At 69.6% G+C, this 16,429-nt stretch carries 18 protein-coding genes; 7 read left to right on the forward strand and 11 right to left on the reverse strand.

Annotation, left to right across the window (positions count from 1 at the left end):
* Positions 1–55: 55 nt before the first annotated feature.
* Genes ACFXMF_RS09125 through ACFXMF_RS09145 form a run of 5 tightly spaced genes read right to left on the reverse strand, consistent with a single transcriptional unit; the run spans position 56 to position 4,563 of the window.
* Positions 56–1,195 (reverse strand): acyl-CoA dehydrogenase family protein, encoded by a 1,140-nt coding sequence (locus tag ACFXMF_RS09125; protein WP_360322800.1) that lies wholly within the window; start codon positions 1,193–1,195, stop codon positions 56–58.
* Positions 1,196–1,207: 12 nt separating this feature from the next.
* Positions 1,208–1,681 carry a MaoC/PaaZ C-terminal domain-containing protein gene (locus ACFXMF_RS09130; RefSeq protein WP_020549685.1) on the reverse strand — a complete coding sequence of 158 codons (474 nt, stop codon included), beginning with the start codon at positions 1,679–1,681 and terminating at the stop codon, positions 1,208–1,210.
* A complete protein-coding gene (locus ACFXMF_RS09135) occupies positions 1,678–2,205 on the reverse strand; it encodes a MaoC family dehydratase N-terminal domain-containing protein (RefSeq protein WP_360322802.1) in 528 nt (175 codons plus the stop codon). Before ACFXMF_RS09135 ends, ACFXMF_RS09130 begins: the two co-directional genes overlap by 4 nt.
* Positions 2,202–3,368 (reverse strand): CaiB/BaiF CoA-transferase family protein, encoded by a 1,167-nt coding sequence (locus tag ACFXMF_RS09140; RefSeq protein ID WP_360322804.1) that lies wholly within the window; start codon positions 3,366–3,368, stop codon positions 2,202–2,204. Before ACFXMF_RS09140 ends, ACFXMF_RS09135 begins: the two co-directional genes overlap by 4 nt.
* A 13-nt stretch (positions 3,369–3,381) precedes the next feature.
* Positions 3,382–4,563: an acyl-CoA dehydrogenase family protein gene (locus ACFXMF_RS09145; protein ID WP_360322806.1), complete on the reverse strand. Its 1,182-nt coding sequence runs from the start codon at positions 4,561–4,563 to the stop codon at positions 3,382–3,384.
* A 276-nt stretch (positions 4,564–4,839) separates the two neighbouring features.
* Between ACFXMF_RS09145 and ACFXMF_RS09150 the strand changes: the two genes are divergently transcribed.
* Positions 4,840–5,142: a hypothetical protein gene (locus tag ACFXMF_RS09150; RefSeq protein WP_360322808.1), complete on the forward strand. Its 303-nt coding sequence runs from the start codon at positions 4,840–4,842 to the stop codon at positions 5,140–5,142.
* A 16-nt stretch (positions 5,143–5,158) separates the two neighbouring features.
* Here the strand turns inward: ACFXMF_RS09150 and ACFXMF_RS09155 are convergent, their stop codons facing one another.
* The 3 genes from ACFXMF_RS09155 to ACFXMF_RS09165 form a co-directional block, all read right to left on the reverse strand.
* Positions 5,159–5,944 carry an SDR family oxidoreductase gene (locus ACFXMF_RS09155; protein WP_360322810.1) on the reverse strand — a complete coding sequence of 262 codons (786 nt, stop codon included), beginning with the start codon at positions 5,942–5,944 and terminating at the stop codon, positions 5,159–5,161.
* Entirely contained in the window at positions 5,941–7,125 is a 1,185-nt protein-coding gene (locus ACFXMF_RS09160; protein ID WP_360322812.1) for an acyl-CoA dehydrogenase family protein, read from the reverse strand. The genes ACFXMF_RS09155 and ACFXMF_RS09160 overlap by 4 nt, the downstream gene beginning before the upstream one ends.
* A 123-nt stretch (positions 7,126–7,248) precedes the next feature.
* Positions 7,249–8,175, reverse strand: a complete 927-nt coding sequence (locus ACFXMF_RS09165; protein WP_360322814.1) for an SDR family oxidoreductase — start codon at positions 8,173–8,175, stop codon at positions 7,249–7,251.
* Positions 8,176–8,519: 344 nt separating this feature from the next.
* Here ACFXMF_RS09165 and ACFXMF_RS09170 point away from each other — a divergent pair, with 344 nt between their 5' ends.
* From ACFXMF_RS09170 to ACFXMF_RS09190, 5 genes are all read left to right on the forward strand, one after another.
* Positions 8,520–9,446 (forward strand): cyclase family protein, encoded by a 927-nt coding sequence (locus tag ACFXMF_RS09170; protein ID WP_360322816.1) that lies wholly within the window; start codon positions 8,520–8,522, stop codon positions 9,444–9,446.
* Positions 9,447–9,778: 332 nt separating this feature from the next.
* Positions 9,779–10,165, forward strand: a complete 387-nt coding sequence (locus ACFXMF_RS09175) for a type II toxin-antitoxin system RelE/ParE family toxin (RefSeq protein WP_360322818.1) — start codon at positions 9,779–9,781, stop codon at positions 10,163–10,165.
* Positions 10,162–10,494: a helix-turn-helix transcriptional regulator gene (locus ACFXMF_RS09180; protein ID WP_360322820.1), complete on the forward strand. Its 333-nt coding sequence runs from the start codon at positions 10,162–10,164 to the stop codon at positions 10,492–10,494. The genes ACFXMF_RS09175 and ACFXMF_RS09180 overlap by 4 nt, the downstream gene beginning before the upstream one ends.
* Before the next feature lie 30 nt (positions 10,495–10,524).
* Positions 10,525–11,928, forward strand: a complete 1,404-nt coding sequence (locus ACFXMF_RS09185) for a hypothetical protein (RefSeq protein ID WP_379990176.1) — start codon at positions 10,525–10,527, stop codon at positions 11,926–11,928.
* 241 nt (positions 11,929–12,169) lie between these two features.
* Complete coding sequence (locus ACFXMF_RS09190; protein WP_360322824.1) at positions 12,170–13,237, forward strand: Zn-dependent alcohol dehydrogenase; 1,068 nt, start codon at positions 12,170–12,172, stop codon at positions 13,235–13,237.
* Positions 13,238–13,984: 747 nt separating this feature from the next.
* Here the strand turns inward: ACFXMF_RS09190 and ACFXMF_RS09195 are convergent.
* Together ACFXMF_RS09195 and ACFXMF_RS09200 are read right to left on the reverse strand one after the other, a co-directional pair.
* Complete coding sequence (locus ACFXMF_RS09195) at positions 13,985–14,176, reverse strand: hypothetical protein (RefSeq protein WP_379990175.1); 192 nt, start codon at positions 14,174–14,176, stop codon at positions 13,985–13,987.
* 10 nt (positions 14,177–14,186) lie between these two features.
* A complete protein-coding gene (locus ACFXMF_RS09200) occupies positions 14,187–15,038 on the reverse strand; it encodes a helix-turn-helix domain-containing protein (protein ID WP_379990177.1) in 852 nt (283 codons plus the stop codon).
* Between the two features lie 292 nt (positions 15,039–15,330).
* On the opposite strand from ACFXMF_RS09200, the gene ACFXMF_RS09205 reads away from it, so the two are divergent.
* Positions 15,331–15,744 carry an ATP-binding protein gene (locus ACFXMF_RS09205; RefSeq protein ID WP_379990174.1) on the forward strand — a complete coding sequence of 138 codons (414 nt, stop codon included), beginning with the start codon at positions 15,331–15,333 and terminating at the stop codon, positions 15,742–15,744.
* Between the two features lie 36 nt (positions 15,745–15,780).
* Here ACFXMF_RS09205 and ACFXMF_RS09210 read toward each other — a convergent pair whose 3' ends face one another.
* On the reverse strand, positions 15,781–16,413 hold the full coding sequence (locus ACFXMF_RS09210; protein ID WP_360322830.1) for a helix-turn-helix domain-containing protein: 633 nt from the start codon (positions 16,411–16,413) through the stop codon (positions 15,781–15,783).
* Positions 16,414–16,429: the final 16 nt, after the last annotated feature.

The following is a 16,429-nucleotide window of genomic DNA, read 5'->3' on the forward strand; positions in this document are numbered from 1 at the left end:
GGACGAGGGCGACCCCCGCAGTGCGGGAGTCGCCCTCGTCCGGGGATCGGGGGCGTCAGCCCTTGTCGAGCACGTCCGCGGCGATCAGGTCCTCCAGGTAGCGGTCGTCCCACCAGTTGAGCTGGAGCGACTTGGCCCGGCGGAAGTAGAGCTGTACGTCGCACTCCAGGGTGAAGCCCATGCCGCCGTGCACGTGCACCGCCAGGTCGGTGACCTCGCGGTAGGTGCGCGCCGCGAAGAGCTTGGCCATCGGGGCCAGGCGCGCGGTGTCGCGGCCCTTGTCCCGGGACCAGGCGGCCTCCCAGACCAGCGTCTCGGCGCCGTCCACGGCGGTCGAGGCGTCGGCCAGGTTGTGTGCGATCGCCTGGAACGCGCCGAGCGGCTTGTCGAACTGCTTGCGGTGCTTGGCGTATTCGACGGTGATCTCTAGGGCGCGCTTGGCGCCGCCCACGGCCTGGGCCGCGAGCAGGATCAGGCCGTCGTGCAGCACGTCCGACCAGACCGGCCAGCCGGCACCGGCCGTGCCGACCAATTCGCCGCGCACGTCCGCCAGGTCGACCCGGTACTGGGTGTCCGAGGCGATCGTGGTCTGCTGGGTCAGGGTGACCCCGGCCGCCTTCGGGTCGACCAGGAACAGCGAGACGCCCTGGGCCGGATCGCCCGGGGTGCCCGCGGTGCCGGTCCGGGCGAGCACGAGCAGCACGTCGGCCGCCGCCGCGTACGCGACGTGCCGCTTGGTGCCGGACAGCAGGTATCCGTCACCGTCCGCGCGGGCCGCCAGCGCGACGCCCTTGCCGCTGTAGCCTCGGTCCGGCTCCAGCCACGCCACGCTCGCGATGGTGGTGCCGGCGGCGATGCCGGGCAGGTACTGCTGCCGCTGGTCGTCGGATGCGGCCGCGGCGAGTACGCCGCCGACCAGCACCGAGCTGACGAAGTGCGGAGTCGGCGCGAGCGAACGGCCGAACTCCTCGTAGACCACGGCCGCGTCGAGCGTGGTCATCTCCGACCCGCCCCACTTCTCGGGCAGCGTCAGGCCGGTCAGACCGGACTCGCCGAGCTTCTTCCAGAAGTCCTTGGGGTACCCGACCGGGTCGTTCTCCAGCTCGCGAACGACGGAGAGGTCGGCGTGCCGGGCCGTCAGGCCGCGCACGGTCTCCCGGAGGATGTCCTGTTCCTGGGTGAAATCGAGGTCCATCGCGCGTCTCCTCTAGGGCTTCCAGCGCTCGCCGCGCCGGTCCCACGGGTTGTCGTCGGGGGTGGTGGGCAACGCGATTCGCGCGGTGGCCGTGGTGCGGGCCGCGCCGTCCACGGTCAGCGAGATCTCGGCGCGGACCCAGCCGCAACCGGCCTCGTCCACCGAGACGTCGTCCACCGTGCCGGTGAGCAGCATGTGGTCGCCCGGGAAGACCGGCTTGGTCATCCGGAACACCATCCGGCCGATCCGACCCTTGGGGCCGGTCCAGTCGTTGAGGTAGCGCTCGAACCAGGCGGCCTGGTTCGGGGTGTTCAGGAAGATGTCCTGCACGCCCTGGCGCTCGACCGCGAACTTGTAGTCGTGGTGCATCGGCCGCCAGTCGCGGCTGGCCAGCGCACCCAGGATGACCGTGGTCGCGGTCACGTCCACGCCGAACGTGGGCAGCGCGTCGCCCTTGGCCAACTGATCGAGGGTCAGGTCGCTCATCCGGTGGCCTCCCGCCGGTAGCCGTAGCCCGTGTAGGACTCGGTGCCCAACAGGGCGCCGTCCTGGTTGTGGTACTCGACGTCGATCACCCAGAAGCGGCCGATCCCGAGCTTGGTGCGCTTTTCCGGGCTCACCGACTTCAGCACCTGACGCGACGTCACGATGTCGCCCAGGCGCACCGGTTCGTAGAACACGTTGGTGTTGTCGGTCATGATCGCCTCGGGCAGTTCGAAGCGGATCTTGAGGTCGAAGTGCACCTGGAGGGAGAGTTGCTCGCCCTCCGCGCCGGGCGCCCAGTAGTGCGGGCGGGCCCAGGCGGACAGCAGGCTCAGCGGGGCGATCGCACCGCCGGTGAGTTCCTCGGCGACGGCCGCGTCCCAGAACAGCGGGTTGCCGTTCTGCACCGACGCGCACGAGGTCCAGATGTAGCCGCGTTCGGCGGGGAAGTCACCCCGCTTCTCGTACTGGACCTTGCCGATCAGCGCCGCCACGTCCTCGGGCAGCGTGGTGTCTTGTGCCGTCATGCGACCACTCCTGAAGCGCGAAGCTCGGCGATGCGGTGCGGGCCCAGCCCGGCCGCGGCGAGCAGCTCGTCGGTGTCGGTGATCCCGGATTCCCGGACCGGGTACGGGTCCGCGGGCGCCTGCTGGCCGGCCAGGACCGGGCCCACCTGGCGGAACTCGCCCTGGACCGGGTGCTCGGCGGTGGTGAACGCGCCGCGGGCCAGGAACTGCGGGTCCTCCAGCAGCTCCGGTACGGACAACACCGCCGACACGCAGGTGTCGGCGGGGGCCAGCTCGGCCACCCAGTCGTCCCGGTCCCGGGTGGCGAAGGCCGCCGCCAGATCGGCCCGGATCGCGTCCTGGGCGTCGTCGTCGAGCTGACGCGGGGCCCACTTGTCCAGCCCGGTCAGCCGGCACAGGTTCGCCCAGAAGCGGCCCTCGATCGCGGCCACCGCCAGCCACTTGCCATCGCGGGCGCGATAGGTGTCGTAGCACGCGTAACGGCCGGTCAGGATGCCGTGCCGGGGCTCCGGTTCGACACCGGTGGCCAGGTATTCGTCCACGCCCAGCGCCATCAGCGCGAGCATGCCGTCGGCCACCGAGACGTCCAGCCGGGCGCCCTCGCCGGTGCGCTGCCGACGGAAGAGCGCGCCCATGATCGCGATCACCGCGTGCATGCCGCCGCCCGCGCTGTCCGCCACGGTCGCGCCCGGGATCGGCGGGCCGCCGTCGGTGCCGGGGCCCGACATGTGCAGGAAGCCGCCCACGCCCAGGTAGTTCAGGTCGTGTCCGGCCTGCTGGGCGTGCGGGCCGTCCTGGCCGAAGCCGGACGTCGAGCAGTAGACGATGCGTGGATTGCGCGCCGCGACCGCCTCCGGACCGATGCCCAGCCGGTCCACCACACCCGGACGGAAGCTCTCGATCACCACGTCGGCGCCCTCGACCAGGGTCAGGAACGCCTCGCGGCCCTCGGGCGCCTTCATGTCGACCAGCACGCGCTTCATCCGCCGATGCGCGCTGTACGAGTAGTAGGGCGGCGCGATCTGCACGCCGCTCTTGGCCGGGACCGGGCCGACCTTGATCACCTCGGCCCCGTAGTCCGCCAACCAGCGCGAGGCGCGGGCGGCGGGGCCCACGCTCGCGAGGTCCAACACCGTGACGCCTTCCAGGAACTCTCCGGACATGACCGCGGCCCCGTCAGAAGTTCTTGGGAAGGCCGAGACCGCGGCGGGCGATGATGTTCTTCTGCACCTCGGAGGTGCCGCCGCCGATGGTGTCGAGCACGGTGTAGCGGTAGGTCGAGTCGGCGCGACCGGTCATCGGTGCGTCCTCGGTGCCCACCCGCAACTGGGTGCCCGGCGAGGCGATGTCCATCGACGCGTTCGCGAGCCGCTTGGACAGCTCGGTGGCGTACAGCTTGTAGCCGGACGCCTCGACCGTGGGCGGTTTCCCGCCACCTGCGGCGGCGGCCACCACGCGCAGTCCGAGCAGGCGGGCGACGGCGGCCTCGGTGACCAGCGTGGCAAGCTGCTTGCGCACGATCGGGTCCTCGCGCAGCGGCTCGTCGTCGCGGGTGGCCTCCTTGACGTACTCGGTGAGCACGTTCAGGCGCTGCTGGATCGGGGCGAACGAGAACATCGTGAAGCGTTCCAGGTCCAGTGCCTGGGAGATGTACTGGAAGCCCTTGTTCAGCTCGCCGACCACGTATTCGTCGGAGACCCACACGTCGTCGAAGAAGACGTCGTTGGTGCGCTCGTCGCCCATCGTCCAGATGCCCCGGACGGTGATGCCCGGGTGGTCCATCGGCACCAGGAACAGCGTGATGCCGTGGTGCTTGGGCGCGTCGGGGTCGGTGCGCGCGCCGACCCAGTACCACTCGGCGAAGTGCGCCGACGTGGTCCAGGTCTTCTGGCCGTTGAGTCGCCAGCCCTCGCCGTCGCGGACCGCGCGCAGCTTCATCGAGGCGGCGTCGGAGCCGGCTTCCGGCTCGCTGTAGCCGACCGCGAACTCGACCTCGTTGTTCAGGATCTTGGGCAGGAACTCGGCCTTGAGCTTGTCGCTGCCGTGCGCGAGCAGGGTCTTGCCGATGATGCCGACGCCCTTGCCGATCTGCGGTCCACCGCGGCCGGCCAGGGCTTCGTTGAGCAGGTATTCGTAGACCCCGTCGCCGTCCTGGCCGCCCCATTCCTCGGGCCAGGTGATGCCGAGCCAGCCTTGGTCGGCCATCTTGCGCATGTATGCGCGGCGTGCGGGGGTGTCGACGACCTGGGCCATGTTCTCCCGGGTGACATCGAACACTTCGGAGTCGGGATTGGCGTCGAGAAACCGCTCGACCGTCTCGCTGAACGCGGTCTGGTCGGGGGAGAAGTCGAAGTCCACGGGTCGCCTTTCGGGGCGCGCCCATGCCGGCAGCCTCACCTGTGTACGTGCAGGTGAGGCAGCCGGCACAGAACCTGACGGATAGTCAGATCAAAGTAACACCGGCCTGGGTTCATTTCGAGTGGCGGTCGGCAATAGATGGTGTGGGCCCCGTCTCGCCCACGCTCGCCCCGGCGTGTGCGCCGGGCGTGGCCTGGGCGCGGCCGACGGATCGGTTTGGGACAAGTCCGGAAAAGTTACGGCGCGTCCGCGATCGACCACCTATCGTGGGTGGACATGAGCGGAAATGCTTGTCCGCAATGTGGCCGGGAACACCCGTGGTGCGACGCCGAATGGTCGGCGTCCGAACTGCACGACGTCGAGTGGTCGGCGTTCGCGCACAACGATCCGGACCCTCCCCACCCGCCGGATCCGGTCGGTGAGGACACCGAGGGCCCGCCGTACCGGGTCGGCGAACTGCTGCCGGACATCCTCGATTTCCTCGCGAGCGGCAGTCGTGGGCCGGATCGGGCCGGCGCGCGCGAAAGCCCGGGTCGGTCCCTGCGAGGACTGATACCCGGGCCCAGGCGCCGCTTTTGACGAGGCGGTGTCGCGGTCAGGCGCGTTGCGAACTGACCGAAACGACCTCGCCGGTCATGTACGAGGAGTAGTCCGACGCGAGGAAGACCATCACGTTGGCGACCTCCCACGGCTCGGCCGCGCGCCCGAACGCCTCGCGCGAGGACAGCTCGTCGAGCAGTTCCTCGGAGGACGCCTTGGCCAGGAACGCGTGCATCGCGATGCTCGGCGCGACCGCGTTGACCCGCACGCCGAACTCGGCCGCCTCCACGGCGGAGCAGCGGGTCAGCGCCATCACGCCGGCCTTGGCCGCCGCGTAGTGCGCCTGGCCCTTCTGCGCCCGCCAGCCCAGCACCGAGGCGTTGTTGACGATCACGCCCTTGCCGCGCGGCTGCATGTGCCGCAGCGCCGCCCGGGTGCAGCGGAAGGTGCCGTTCAGGGTCACGTTCATGACCAGGTCCCACTGCGCGTCGGTCATGTCGACCAGGTCGGCCTCGCCGCCGAGCCCGGCGTTGTTGATCAGCACGTCGATGCCGCCGAGTTCGCGCGCGGCCGTGTCGATCAGGTTCTGCACGTCCTCCTCGACGGTGACGTCGCACGGGACGGCCAGTGGCCGCGACCCGATCAGCTTGGCGAGTTCGTCGGCGGCCTCGCCCAGTCGGCGCTCGTGCTTGTCGCTGATCGCGATCACGGCGCCCTCCTCGGCGGCGCGCTTGGCCGCCGCGAAGCCGATCCCGGTGCCCGCCGCGGCGGTGATCAGCACGGTCTTGCCGGCCAGCAGGCCGTGGCCCTCGACGTAGGTGGGGGCGGGGGTGGGGCTCACTTGGCGTCTCCTCGCGGTTCACGGGGCATGCCGAGAACACGCTCGGCGATGATGTTGCGCTGTACCTCGTTCGACCCGCCGTAGATGGTGTCCGACTTGGTGAACAGGAACAGGCGCTGTGCGGCGGACAGTTCGTACGGGGCCTCGGCGGCCAGCGTGGCCTCGGCGCCGGCCACGTCCATCGCGAGCGTGCCCAGGCGCTGATGCCAACCCGCCCACACCAGCTTGGCCACCGACGCGGCGCCGGGGTCGGGCGAGCCGAGCGTGCGCAGCGCGTTGCAGCGCAGCACCTTCAGGTCGATCCAGCTCTGCAGCAGTCGATCGCGCAGGGCCGGGTCCTCGATCGCGCCGTTGGCCTTGGCCTCGGCGACCACCCGGTCCAACTCGATCTCGAAGCCGATCTGCTGGGCCAGCGTGGACACCCCGCGCTCGAACGCGAGCAGGCCCATCGCCACACCCCAGCCCGCGCCGATCTCGCCGACCACGTGCTCGGCGCCGGCCCGGGCGTTGTCGAAGAACACCTCGTTGAACTCGCTGGTGCCGGTGAGCTGGACGATCGGACGGACCTCGATGCCGGGCTGGTCCATCGGCGCGAGCAGGAAGGTGATGCCCTTGTGTCGCTGCGACGCGGGGTCGGTGCGGGCCAGCACGAAGCACCAGTTCGCCTCGTGTGCGAGCGAGGTCCACACCTTCTGGCCGCTGATCAGCCAGTCGCCGGTCTGCGGGTCCACCGTCGCGGTGGTGCGCAGGTTGGCCAGGTCGGAACCGGCGCCCGGCTCGGAGTAGCCCTGGCACCACAGTTCCTCGCCGCGCGCGATGGCGGGCAGGAAGCGGGCCTTCTGCTCGTCGGTGCCGAACGCGAGCACGGTCGGGCCGAGCAGGTTCTCGCCCATGTGGTTGACCCGGCCGGGGGCCTGGGCGCGGGCGTACTCCTCGCCGAAGATCACCTGCTGCATCAGGGACGCCTCGCGGCCCCCGTACCGCTTGGGCCAGTCCAGGCCGATCCAGCCGCCCTCGCCCAGCCGCAGTTCCCAGGCCCGACGGATCTCGAAGTGCTCGTGCTCGCTGCCGGGACCGCCGGTACCGACGGCCGCGGCGAACTCACCGGAGAGGTTCTCCCGGAGCCATTCGCGGACCTCGGCCCGGAACTCCTCGTCCTCGGCGCTGTACCGGAAATCCACAGCGTGTCCAATCTCGTCTTCCGAGCTCGTCCCGCGAGCGCGTCCTTGCGAGGGTCGGCGGCCACGCGCGCGGGATCGGCGACCGCCCGTCCCGCGCGCGTGGTGCGTGCACCGAGGGCTACGTCAGTTGCCGGCGGCGGCAGCGGCCTCGGCGGCCTTCTTCTTCGCCGCGGCGGCCGCGTACTCCTTGAGCTGGGCGAGCACCGGCATCGGGTCCTGGCCGATCTGGGTCGGCAGCTTCTCGGCGATCTCCTCGGCCGTCCAGCGGTCGGCCGCGTACATCGTCTTGATCTCGTGCGGCTGGTCCCACAGTGCGATCTTGGGGCCGGCCGTCGTGTAGACCTGCCCGGTGATGTTCTTGGCGTGGTCGGAGAGCAGGAAGACCACCAGCTCGGCGACGTCCTCGGGGTCGCCGATCTCCTTGAGCGTCTGCGGGACGCCTTCGGACATCCGGGTCCGGGCCACCGGCGCGACGCAGTTGGCGTTGACGCCGTACTTGTTCAGGCCCAGCGCGGCGGAGCGCACGAACGAGACGATGCCGCCCTTGGCCGCGGCGTAGTTCGCCTGGGCGACCGAGCCGAGCGCGTACACGCCGGAGGTGAAGCCGACGATCGAGCCGAAGCCCTGGGTCTTCATCACCTTGGACGCGGCCTGCACGACGGTGAAGGTGCCCTTGAGGTGGGTCGCGATGACGCTGTCCCACTCGTCCTCGGTCATGTTGAACAACATGCGCTCGCGCAGGTTGCCCGCGACGGTGACGACACCGTCGATCCGGCCCCACTTCTCGACGCCGGCGTTCACGATGCGGGCGCCGCCCTCCATCGTGGCCACGGAGTCGGCGACCGCGACGGCCTCGCCGCCGAGCGCCTCGATCTCCTTCACCACGGCGTCGGCGACCTCGCTGGTCGGCTCGCTGCCGTCCATCGCGACGCCGTAGTCGTTGACGACCACCTTGGCGCCGTGCGCGGCGGCGGCGAGGGCGACGGCGCGGCCGATACCCCGGCCCGCGCCGGTGACCGCGATTACCTTGCCCGTGAGGAAGTCACCCATGTGTTGTCCGCTCCTTGTCGGTGGCCTCGTCGGTAGGCCCCGGAAATCGAGGGCCGAGGCCCAGGTCGGGTCGGTCGTGGCGCACTCCGCGCTCCGCGCTCGACGTGGTGTGTCGCGCTTCGTGCGGGCGTACGCAGGCTTCACAGCCCTGCGGACGCAAGGTGCGCGGTCTGTGAGAACGCCCTCTCGACATTATCTGACGATCCGTTAGTTTTCCTGGGTAGAGTGCCGCAGCACACAGCACGCACACCCACTTGACAGCGTGGTCCTCGGCTTCCGAGAGTGCGCCTGTCGGTATTCGTGCTCATCGGCACGTGTCACCACCGCCTGGAGGAGGCCCCCCTATGTCGCTGCCCCCCGAGTTCCATGAACTGGCCGCACGCGTGAACAACTGGGGCCGGTGGGGCCAGGAGGACGAGATCGGGACGGTCAACCTGATCACGGCCGACGTGGTCAAGGCCGCGGCGGGCTGCGTACGCACCGGCAAGCGCTTCTCGCTGGCCGTGGAACTGCGCGAGGACGGCATCCAGAACGGGATGATCCCGGGCCGGGACAACCCCAAGCGCACCACGTTCCTGGTCAACCACGAGGTCTTCGGCCCCGGCACGGTGGCCACCAGCGACGACTCGGTGGTGATGGGCATCCAGGCGGGCACGCACTGGGACGGGCTGACCCACGCGACCTACGACGACCGGCTGTACAACGGCCACTCGGCCAAGGAGACGGTGACCGCCGAGGACGGCGCGCGCAAGCTGGGCATCCACAACGTGAAGACGCTGGTCTCGCGCGGGGTGCTGCTGGACGTGGCGCGGGCCAAGGGCGTGGACATCCTGCCGCCGGAGTACGCGGTCACGCCCGCCGACCTGGAGGCGGCCGAGGAGTTCGGCAACGTGAAGGTCCGCGCGGGCGACATCGTGTTGGTGCGAACCGGGCAGATCCGGCAGTACTTCGCGGGCGAGAAGGACATGTACTTCTACGGCCCGGGCCTGTCGGTGCGCACGCCCGAGTGGTTCCACGCACGCGATGTCGCGGCGGTGGCCAACGACACCGTGACGTTCGAGGTCTTCCCGCCGGAGATCGAGGACTGCTTCATGGCGGTGCACGCGCTGCACCTGGTGGAGATGGGCATGCTCCAGGGGCAGAACTGGAACCTGGAGGAGCTGTCCGAGGACTGCGCGGCGGACGGCGTGTACGAGTTCTTCCTGGAAGCCTCGCCGGAGCCCTTCGTGGGCGGCGTCGGCACGCCGGTGAACCCGGTGGCGATCAAGTAGTTCGCGTCGGCACGCGGGTCGGGCGCGGCCCGGGAACACGCGTAGACCGCACGACACGCGGGCCCCGGACAGGATCGCCCTGTCCCGGGGCCCGCGTGCGCTCCGGGCACCGCGACGAGGCCCGGAACGACGGCGGTCCCACTTCGTCGAGGAACCCCGGGCCACTGCCCGCGTGCCTCGTCGTCCCCTCGCGAACGACCGCCACACTCAGGGTGATCAGTGTCGGACGAGGCGTCAACACCTTGGGCCCAATGATTTGGCCGTCCTGATCACGATTCGTCTCCCTGGCAGCCTCGGCGCCTGGGTGATGCCCTCGATATACACTTGAGTATATGGACGAGCCCTGGGTGATCGAGATCGAGCCGGAGGTGCGGCGTTGGCTGTGCACCCTGTCCGACCGCGACTACCTCCAAGCCGAGCACGCCGCCGAACGCTTGTCGGCGGCCCCCACGACCCTCGGGGAGCCCTTCGCCCGCCACCTTGGCGACGGACTCCGCGAGTTGCGTTTCATCCTGGGCCACGACGGCAACGCCATACGTCTGACGTATTGGCTTGCGCCCGGCCGACGCATCGTCCTGTTGACCGTATTCCGCAAGACGCGAATGCGTGAAGACGGTGAGGTCGATCGAGCAAGGTCCGCGCGGAAGACCTGCGAGGCCGAGCACGAGCGTGCACACCAGGAGTTCACTCGGGACATCACGAAAGGAGAATTCTCATGAGTCACGCCCGATGGAAGCTCGCTCGTGATCGCAAGCTCGTGGCCGGCGAGGCCGAGTCGCCCGAGGTCGCGGCCATGCGTATGGAGATTCGCATGGCATTCGAGCTTGGGCAGGCGGTGTACGACCGGCGCACGGCATTGGGTATCTCGCAGACCGAGTTGGCCAAGCGAGCGAGCATGACCCAACCGCAGATCTCCAAGCTCGAACTGGGCGGCACCGTACCCACCCTTCCGCTGCTGGCCCGCCTCGCGAAGGCACTCGACGCGTCGCTGAACATCGCCTTGGACGGGGAGACTTCGGCGGTCGTTTTCACGCCGCGAGCAGCCTGAGTGGCTGGGACGCGATCTCTGGCGGAAGGTGTGGTCGCGAATCCGGCGGTGCCGGGTGCGGTGCTGCTTCGGGTTCTTTCGGCTGCCGGGCACGAGGAGCTGCGGCGGGGCTTTCGGGACGCGCCGGGGCTGTCTCGGGATGTGGTGGAGGTGCTGCTCGCGCACCCGGATCAGGTGATGCGGGCCGCCGTTGCCGCGAATCCGTATGTCGATGCCGAGCAGCGAGGGCGGCTGGTGCACGATCGGCGCAGGGTCGTGCTCGCCAATCTCTTCGGATTCCGGGCACATCCCGACGGCGAGCCGAAGCCGCTGCCGGACGCCGCCTATGAGGCGTTCTTCGCCGCGCGGCAATGGGCGAATGCGGCGCGCCAGGATCAACCGTACGACGAAATGACGCTGTTGGACGAGATGGGTCGTTGCCGGAGCATGCCGCATCGGTTGCGGCTGGGCCTCGCCCGGCATCCCCAGCCGGGGCTGCGCCGGTTCGCGGCGCGGTTCGTGGGTGGGCTGTCGGCCGAGGATCGGGCCGCGCTCCTGGCCGACCCGGATCCGGACGTGCGTGCGGAGGCGCGGAAGGCTGCCGAGGACGACGTGTATGTCCACACCGAGATCGATTGGAATCCCGAGAACTGGGGCCACAGTTGGGTCTTCTCCGGTCGGCTCGTGGAACGGGGGACGATGGAGCGGGTGGTTCGTGGGGAGAATTGCCCCGATCACTACCGCAGCGCACTGGCCGGGAACCCGCACCTGCCGCCGGACCTGGTGGCCGTGCTGGCTCGGGACGAGGACCCGGACGTCCGGGACGCGGTCTCGCTCCGGCCGGAGCTGACGGAGGAGGAGCGGGCCGCGATCGACTATCGGGTGCCGGAGTTGACCGATCTCGATGAGGTCGCCTGGCATCCGTACCGGGCCGAGTCCCTCCCGGTCGCCGGCCACGCGCGGTCCGCGCACCCGGTTCTGCGGCGGTACGCGGCGTGTGCTCCCGGGTTGGCGGATCGGCTGCGGGATGTGCTGCTGGGCGATTCGGACCTGGGCGTACGGGTTCTGACGTGCCGTCATCAGGCCGGTGTGCCGAGCGGGGATCTGTTGCGCGCGTACCGGGAGTTCCGGGGTCGCAATCGGTGGCGGCTGACCTATCGGCCCGGGTTTCCCACGCATGGGCTCGCCCGGTTCGCGGATGACCCGGATCCGGCCATGCGCGAGTTGGTCGTGCTCGACCCGCAGGCGCCGGCCGCGGTGGTGGTCGGGCTGCTCGCCGATCCGGAGCGGTGTGTGCGGACCACGCTCGCGCGGCATCCGGCGGTGCCGGTGGATCGGCTGGTCGCGCTCTTGGACGACGCCGAACTCGGGCCGTACGCGGCGCGCAATCCGGCGCTGCCGGTCGAGGTGATGCACCGGATTCTGGACGTCGCCGGGGTGCCGCGCGGGGGGTGAAGTGGGCGCTGTGGCACGGCCGGTGAACCGTACGTGGATGCGACACGTGTGTGATCGACGGGCTGCTCAGAGGTCGTTTCGTGGTGTGACGAGAGGACTGTCACAACCGGCTGACTGCTCATCAGTTCCGGGCTAGAGTGCCGCGCGGGTACGCGTGCGCGCTTGAGCTCCGGAGCCGGTCCGGCCGGTAAGCCGTCGAGCGCCCCGGCTCGTCAGCCCATTTCCGATGGAGGAGGAACCGGTGAAGGGCGTTCTTTTCGATGGCAAGGAAGCCTCGGTCGTAGACGACCTCGAGGTGCGTGCACCCGGGGCCAACGAGGTCCTGGTGAAGATCGGCGCGGCCGGCCTGTGCCACAGCGACATCTCGGTGATCAACGGCACCATCCCCTTCCCGCCTCCGGTCGTGCTCGGGCACGAGGGCGCGGGCGTCGTGGAGGCCGTCGGCGAGCTGGTGACGCACGTCAAGCCCGGCGACCACGTGGCGCTGTCCACGCTGGCCTCGTGTGGCGCGTGCCGCGAGTGTGACCGCGGCCGGCCGACCATGTGCGCCAAGAGCTTCGGCCAGCTCAACCAGCCGTTCACCCGCGGCGGCAAGCCGGTCTACAACTTCGCGGGCCTGTCGGTCTTCGCGGAGAAGATCGTGGTCAAGGGTGTCCAGGCGGTCAAGATCCCCAAGGACATCCCGCTCGCGTCCGCCGCGCTGATCGGCTGCGGTGTGCTGACCGGCGTGGGTGCGGTGCTGAACCGGGCGAAGGTACAGCCCGGCGACACCGTCGCGGTGATCGGCACCGGCGGCATCGGCCTCAACGTGATCCAGGGCGCGAAGCTCGCGGGCGCGGTGCGGATCGTGGCCGTGGACGCGAACCCGGCCAAGGAGGCGGTGGCGCGCGAGTTCGGCGCGACCGACTTCGTCGACGCGCGCGCGGTCGAGGACTCGGTCAAGGCGGTCCAGGCCCTGGTGCCGGGCGGCGTGGACCACGCGTTCGAGTGCGTCGGGCACGTCAAGGTGATCCGCAACGCGATCGACATGCTCGGGCGGGCCGGCCAGGCGATCATCCTGGGCGTCGCGCCGTCGGACGCCGAGGCGGCCTTCCACGTGTCCTCGCTGTTCCTGGACAAGTCGATCATGGGCTGCCGATACGGCTCGTCGCGCCCGCAGTACGACATCGCGCGCTACGCCGACCTGTACCAAACGGGCGCTCTCAAGCTCGACGAACTGGTCACCCAGACCTACGCCTTGGACGACTTCCAGCACGCGGTCGAGGACGCCGAGGCGGGCAAGATCGCCCGAGGCGTCTTCGTCTTCTGAGCCCGAGTCCGGCCACGGCCCGCCTCGCGCTTCCAGAGGCGCGCCGTGTCGACACGTGCGACGCGGCCTTTGCCGCGTCGCGCGTGTGGCCGGCGGAGAGGTCGGATTGCGGTGGTTGTTTCAGCCTGATCACCCGTCTGGCAATCCTTCCGGGGACGTCGCCGACGCCCTCGGCGGCACGGATCCGGCGGACCTGCGTGCGATGCTCGGCGCAATCGAGGACGCATCGTCGGCGCCGCGCTCGAGACGTTCGCGGTCCTGTGCGTCGACGCCCCCACGAGCGCCGTTGCCCGCCGCGCCGGCGTCGGTGTAGCCACCCTGCCGGACAACCACGGGACGCCGCCCCGGTCGCCTTCCTCACGGTCCCGGTGGCCGTGGACGGGACCGACAACAAGGTTCGTCGATTTGCGGAACGTCACGGCTGGCGCCCGGAGTCGGGACCTACGACCGCCGCTACCGATACGCAGGTATGGAACACGACGGCCATGGTGCAGACCCTCGCTTCCGGAACCTTCCGTGTATGTCGACGCATTCAACTGAGGCTCACCTGCCACCTGTGGGCCAGGAAGACCGCGTGAGTGTCCGGCTTCGACGCCCTTCGCAGACGCGATATTCCACGCTGCCGCGTCGCCCGTCATGAACCGGGCCGAGGTCGTGCAGAGAGCGAAGGAATTCACCCGCCGGGAGTTGCCTTCGGCGCAGAAGGGCTCTTCTCCGGCCGGCCACGAGGCATCGATCGCGTGGTGGCTACAGCAGGTGGTCGGCCTTGCCGGCTTTGATGTCGCGGATGAGGGTGCGGAGGGCGTCCAGGGTGTCGGTGACGTATTCGTCCTCGTGGCCGGCGACCGCGATGTAGCCGTTGCCGTCCGCATCGGTGCCGAGGCGGAAGCACGAGTTGCCTTCGGCGCAGAAGGGCTCTTCCCAGGTGATGGTGGACATCGGTGGTCTCCTATGCGTGCTGTGCGATCTTGTGGATGAAATCCCGGGACCGGTCGGTGGGGAGGGCAAGATTTTCGAGCCAGTCCAGTTGTGCTCGGTACTTCGCCAGTTGGTTCTCGGCCCACATGAATGCGGGGCCGTGTGAGCTGTCGACCTGCACCGTGTCGAGCTGCGGCACCGAAGCCTCGGCGTAGAGGACGCTCTGACCCGCGCCGGGGAACGCTCCGGCCTCGAACGGGATGACCAGCAGGGTGATGTTCGGTTGCTCGGACATGGCGATCAGGTGGTTCAACTGGGCGCGGGCGATGGCCTCACCGCCGAACCGCATGCGAAGTGCCGCTTCGTGTACGAGGGCTCGATAGGTGGGCGGGTCGTCTCGGTCGAGGACTTGCTGCCGCTCCGCACGGTGAGCGAGGCGGAGCGCGACTTCGTGTTCCGGGAGCGGCGGAACGGCAACTCGGAAGACCGCCAGCGCGTGGTCGGGTGTCTGGAGCAGCCCGGGAATGTGCACCGTGTTCGCCACGCGCATTCCGACGGCGGAGGCTTCCAACTCGGCGATGTCCAAGAGCCCTTGGGGCAGCGTTCCTCGGTAGCGCTCCCACCAACCCTTGACGTCGGGCTGTGCCATACGCACGAGGGCTTCGACGTATCGATCGTCGGTGCAATCACAGTTGCACGCCAGGGTGCGCAACCGGTCGGCGCTGATCGAACGTGAGCCCGACTCCATGTTGGAGATCTTGCCCCGGTCCACGCCCAACAGTCCTGCCGCGTACTCGGCGGACATGTCTGCCGACGTTCGGATGCGTCGCAGTTCGCTCCCCAAGCGCTTTTGCCGTTCGGTGAGCACCGTCCTGGGGGCCACAAGGTTCCTTCCGCCCGTTGTCGGAGGCAGTTTGCCGGTGAAAGGCGTGCGGGCGCCAAGCATTGGCGCAATAGCCGTGATCACGTGGCAAATTTACCCCGCCGTGCTCTACGCTCGGTACTGCGCAACCTACGCAAAGCGACGCCGGAAGTGCACCGCGTGAGCATGCCTGCCGCAGGGCAGGTGTGTCCGCGCCCGGGGAGGCAAGCCACCGGCGGCGCGTTCGTGCCTACCGACCAGCGTTGCCGAGGAGTTGCCCATGTCCGGATCCCTCTGCTCTGTCGACCGACCGATGCCTTCCATCCCCGCTATTCCTTCGCACTGGATCTTCCCCGCGCATCCCCGATCCGTCCGGCGGGCGCGGTATGCCGTGGCCGAGGCGCTGCCGTTCGATTGCCGGCCGCAACTTCGGGACGAACTGGTGTTGTTGACGTCGGAGCTCGTCACCAACGCCGTGCGACATGCGGTGGATGGGCAGGCCGGCGGCGATCCCTCGATCGAAGTCGCCTTCTGGACCGGCGACGGGCACCACTGGCTTGCCGTCTCCGACCCCGGAGCGGGGTGGCCCACGATCGCGGATCCCGATCCGTGGACCTGTGGTGGTCGCGGATTGTTGTTGGTGAACGAAGTGGCCGCAGTGTGGGCGGTGATCCCGCGTCCCGGGTCCGGCAAGGCGGTGGTCGTGGGGCTCGGGCTCGTGCGTTGAGCGGTCGCGCGGCTCGATTTCCGCTTGTCGCCGCTGTCAGCCTGTCTGGACCCGGCCTCCGCGGGCATCCGCATCCGGTGTGCGCGGGGACGGGCCGGTGACCTCCCAGGCTGCTTCGACCATTCGGAAGGTCTCGTCCACCGCTGCCTCCGGGGTGGCCGCCTCGCGGGACAGTGAATAGGCGTCGATCACGAATCTGGCGATCGTGCGGCAGGCCGTTGCGGACCGGGACAGGTCCGGATCGGTGGCGATGGCGGTTGCCAGCGACTCCGCGTGGCGCAGCCGCATCGACTCCTCGTACTCCCGCAGCGCGGGGGAGGTGACGATCATGTGCCAGATCGGGGCGGTGCCCTCCGCCGTGCAATGTCGCACCAGGGCCAGGATCTCGCGGCGCAAGGCCGGAATGAGCGGCTCGTGCGGCTTCCGGTCGGTGACCGCCTTTACGAGGCGTTGTTCGAAGTCCTCGTCCTGCTCGAACACCAGGGCCTCTTTCGAGGCGAAGTGGGCGAAGAGCGTGGTGACGGCCACGTCGGCCTCGGCGGCCACCTCGCGGATGCCCACCGCGTCGTACCCGCGTTCCAGGAAAAGCCGCAGGGCGGTGTCGGCGATCTTCTGGCGGGTCGCGGCCTTCTTTCGCTCACGGCGGCCGGGCGGCGCGGGCACGGTCATGGGTTGACACTAGCAG

Source organism: Embleya sp. NPDC059213 (genome assembly GCF_042754445.1).
Taxonomy (GTDB): Bacteria; Actinomycetota; Actinomycetes; order Streptomycetales; family Streptomycetaceae; genus Embleya.

Coding starts and splice junctions, on each gene's coding strand:
- ACFXMF_RS09135 (WP_360322802.1), bottom strand. CDS start 2,205: ATGACGGCACAAGACACCACGCTGCCCGAGGACGTGGCGGCGCTGATC.
- ACFXMF_RS09125 (WP_360322800.1), bottom strand. CDS start 1,195: ATGGACCTCGATTTCACCCAGGAACAGGACATCCTCCGGGAGACCGTG.
- ACFXMF_RS09130 (WP_020549685.1), bottom strand. CDS start 1,681: ATGAGCGACCTGACCCTCGATCAGTTGGCCAAGGGCGACGCGCTGCCC.
- ACFXMF_RS09140 (WP_360322804.1), bottom strand. CDS start 3,368: ATGTCCGGAGAGTTCCTGGAAGGCGTCACGGTGTTGGACCTCGCGAGC.
- ACFXMF_RS09165 (WP_360322814.1), bottom strand. CDS start 8,175: ATGGGTGACTTCCTCACGGGCAAGGTAATCGCGGTCACCGGCGCGGGC.
- ACFXMF_RS09180 (WP_360322820.1), top strand. CDS start 10,162: ATGAGTCACGCCCGATGGAAGCTCGCTCGTGATCGCAAGCTCGTGGCC.
- ACFXMF_RS09205 (WP_379990174.1), top strand. CDS start 15,331: ATGCCTTCCATCCCCGCTATTCCTTCGCACTGGATCTTCCCCGCGCAT.
- ACFXMF_RS09150 (WP_360322808.1), top strand. CDS start 4,840: ATGAGCGGAAATGCTTGTCCGCAATGTGGCCGGGAACACCCGTGGTGC.
- ACFXMF_RS09175 (WP_360322818.1), top strand. CDS start 9,779: ATGGACGAGCCCTGGGTGATCGAGATCGAGCCGGAGGTGCGGCGTTGG.
- ACFXMF_RS09210 (WP_360322830.1), bottom strand. CDS start 16,413: ATGACCGTGCCCGCGCCGCCCGGCCGCCGTGAGCGAAAGAAGGCCGCG.
- ACFXMF_RS09170 (WP_360322816.1), top strand. CDS start 8,520: ATGTCGCTGCCCCCCGAGTTCCATGAACTGGCCGCACGCGTGAACAAC.
- ACFXMF_RS09195 (WP_379990175.1), bottom strand. CDS start 14,176: ATGTCCACCATCACCTGGGAAGAGCCCTTCTGCGCCGAAGGCAACTCG.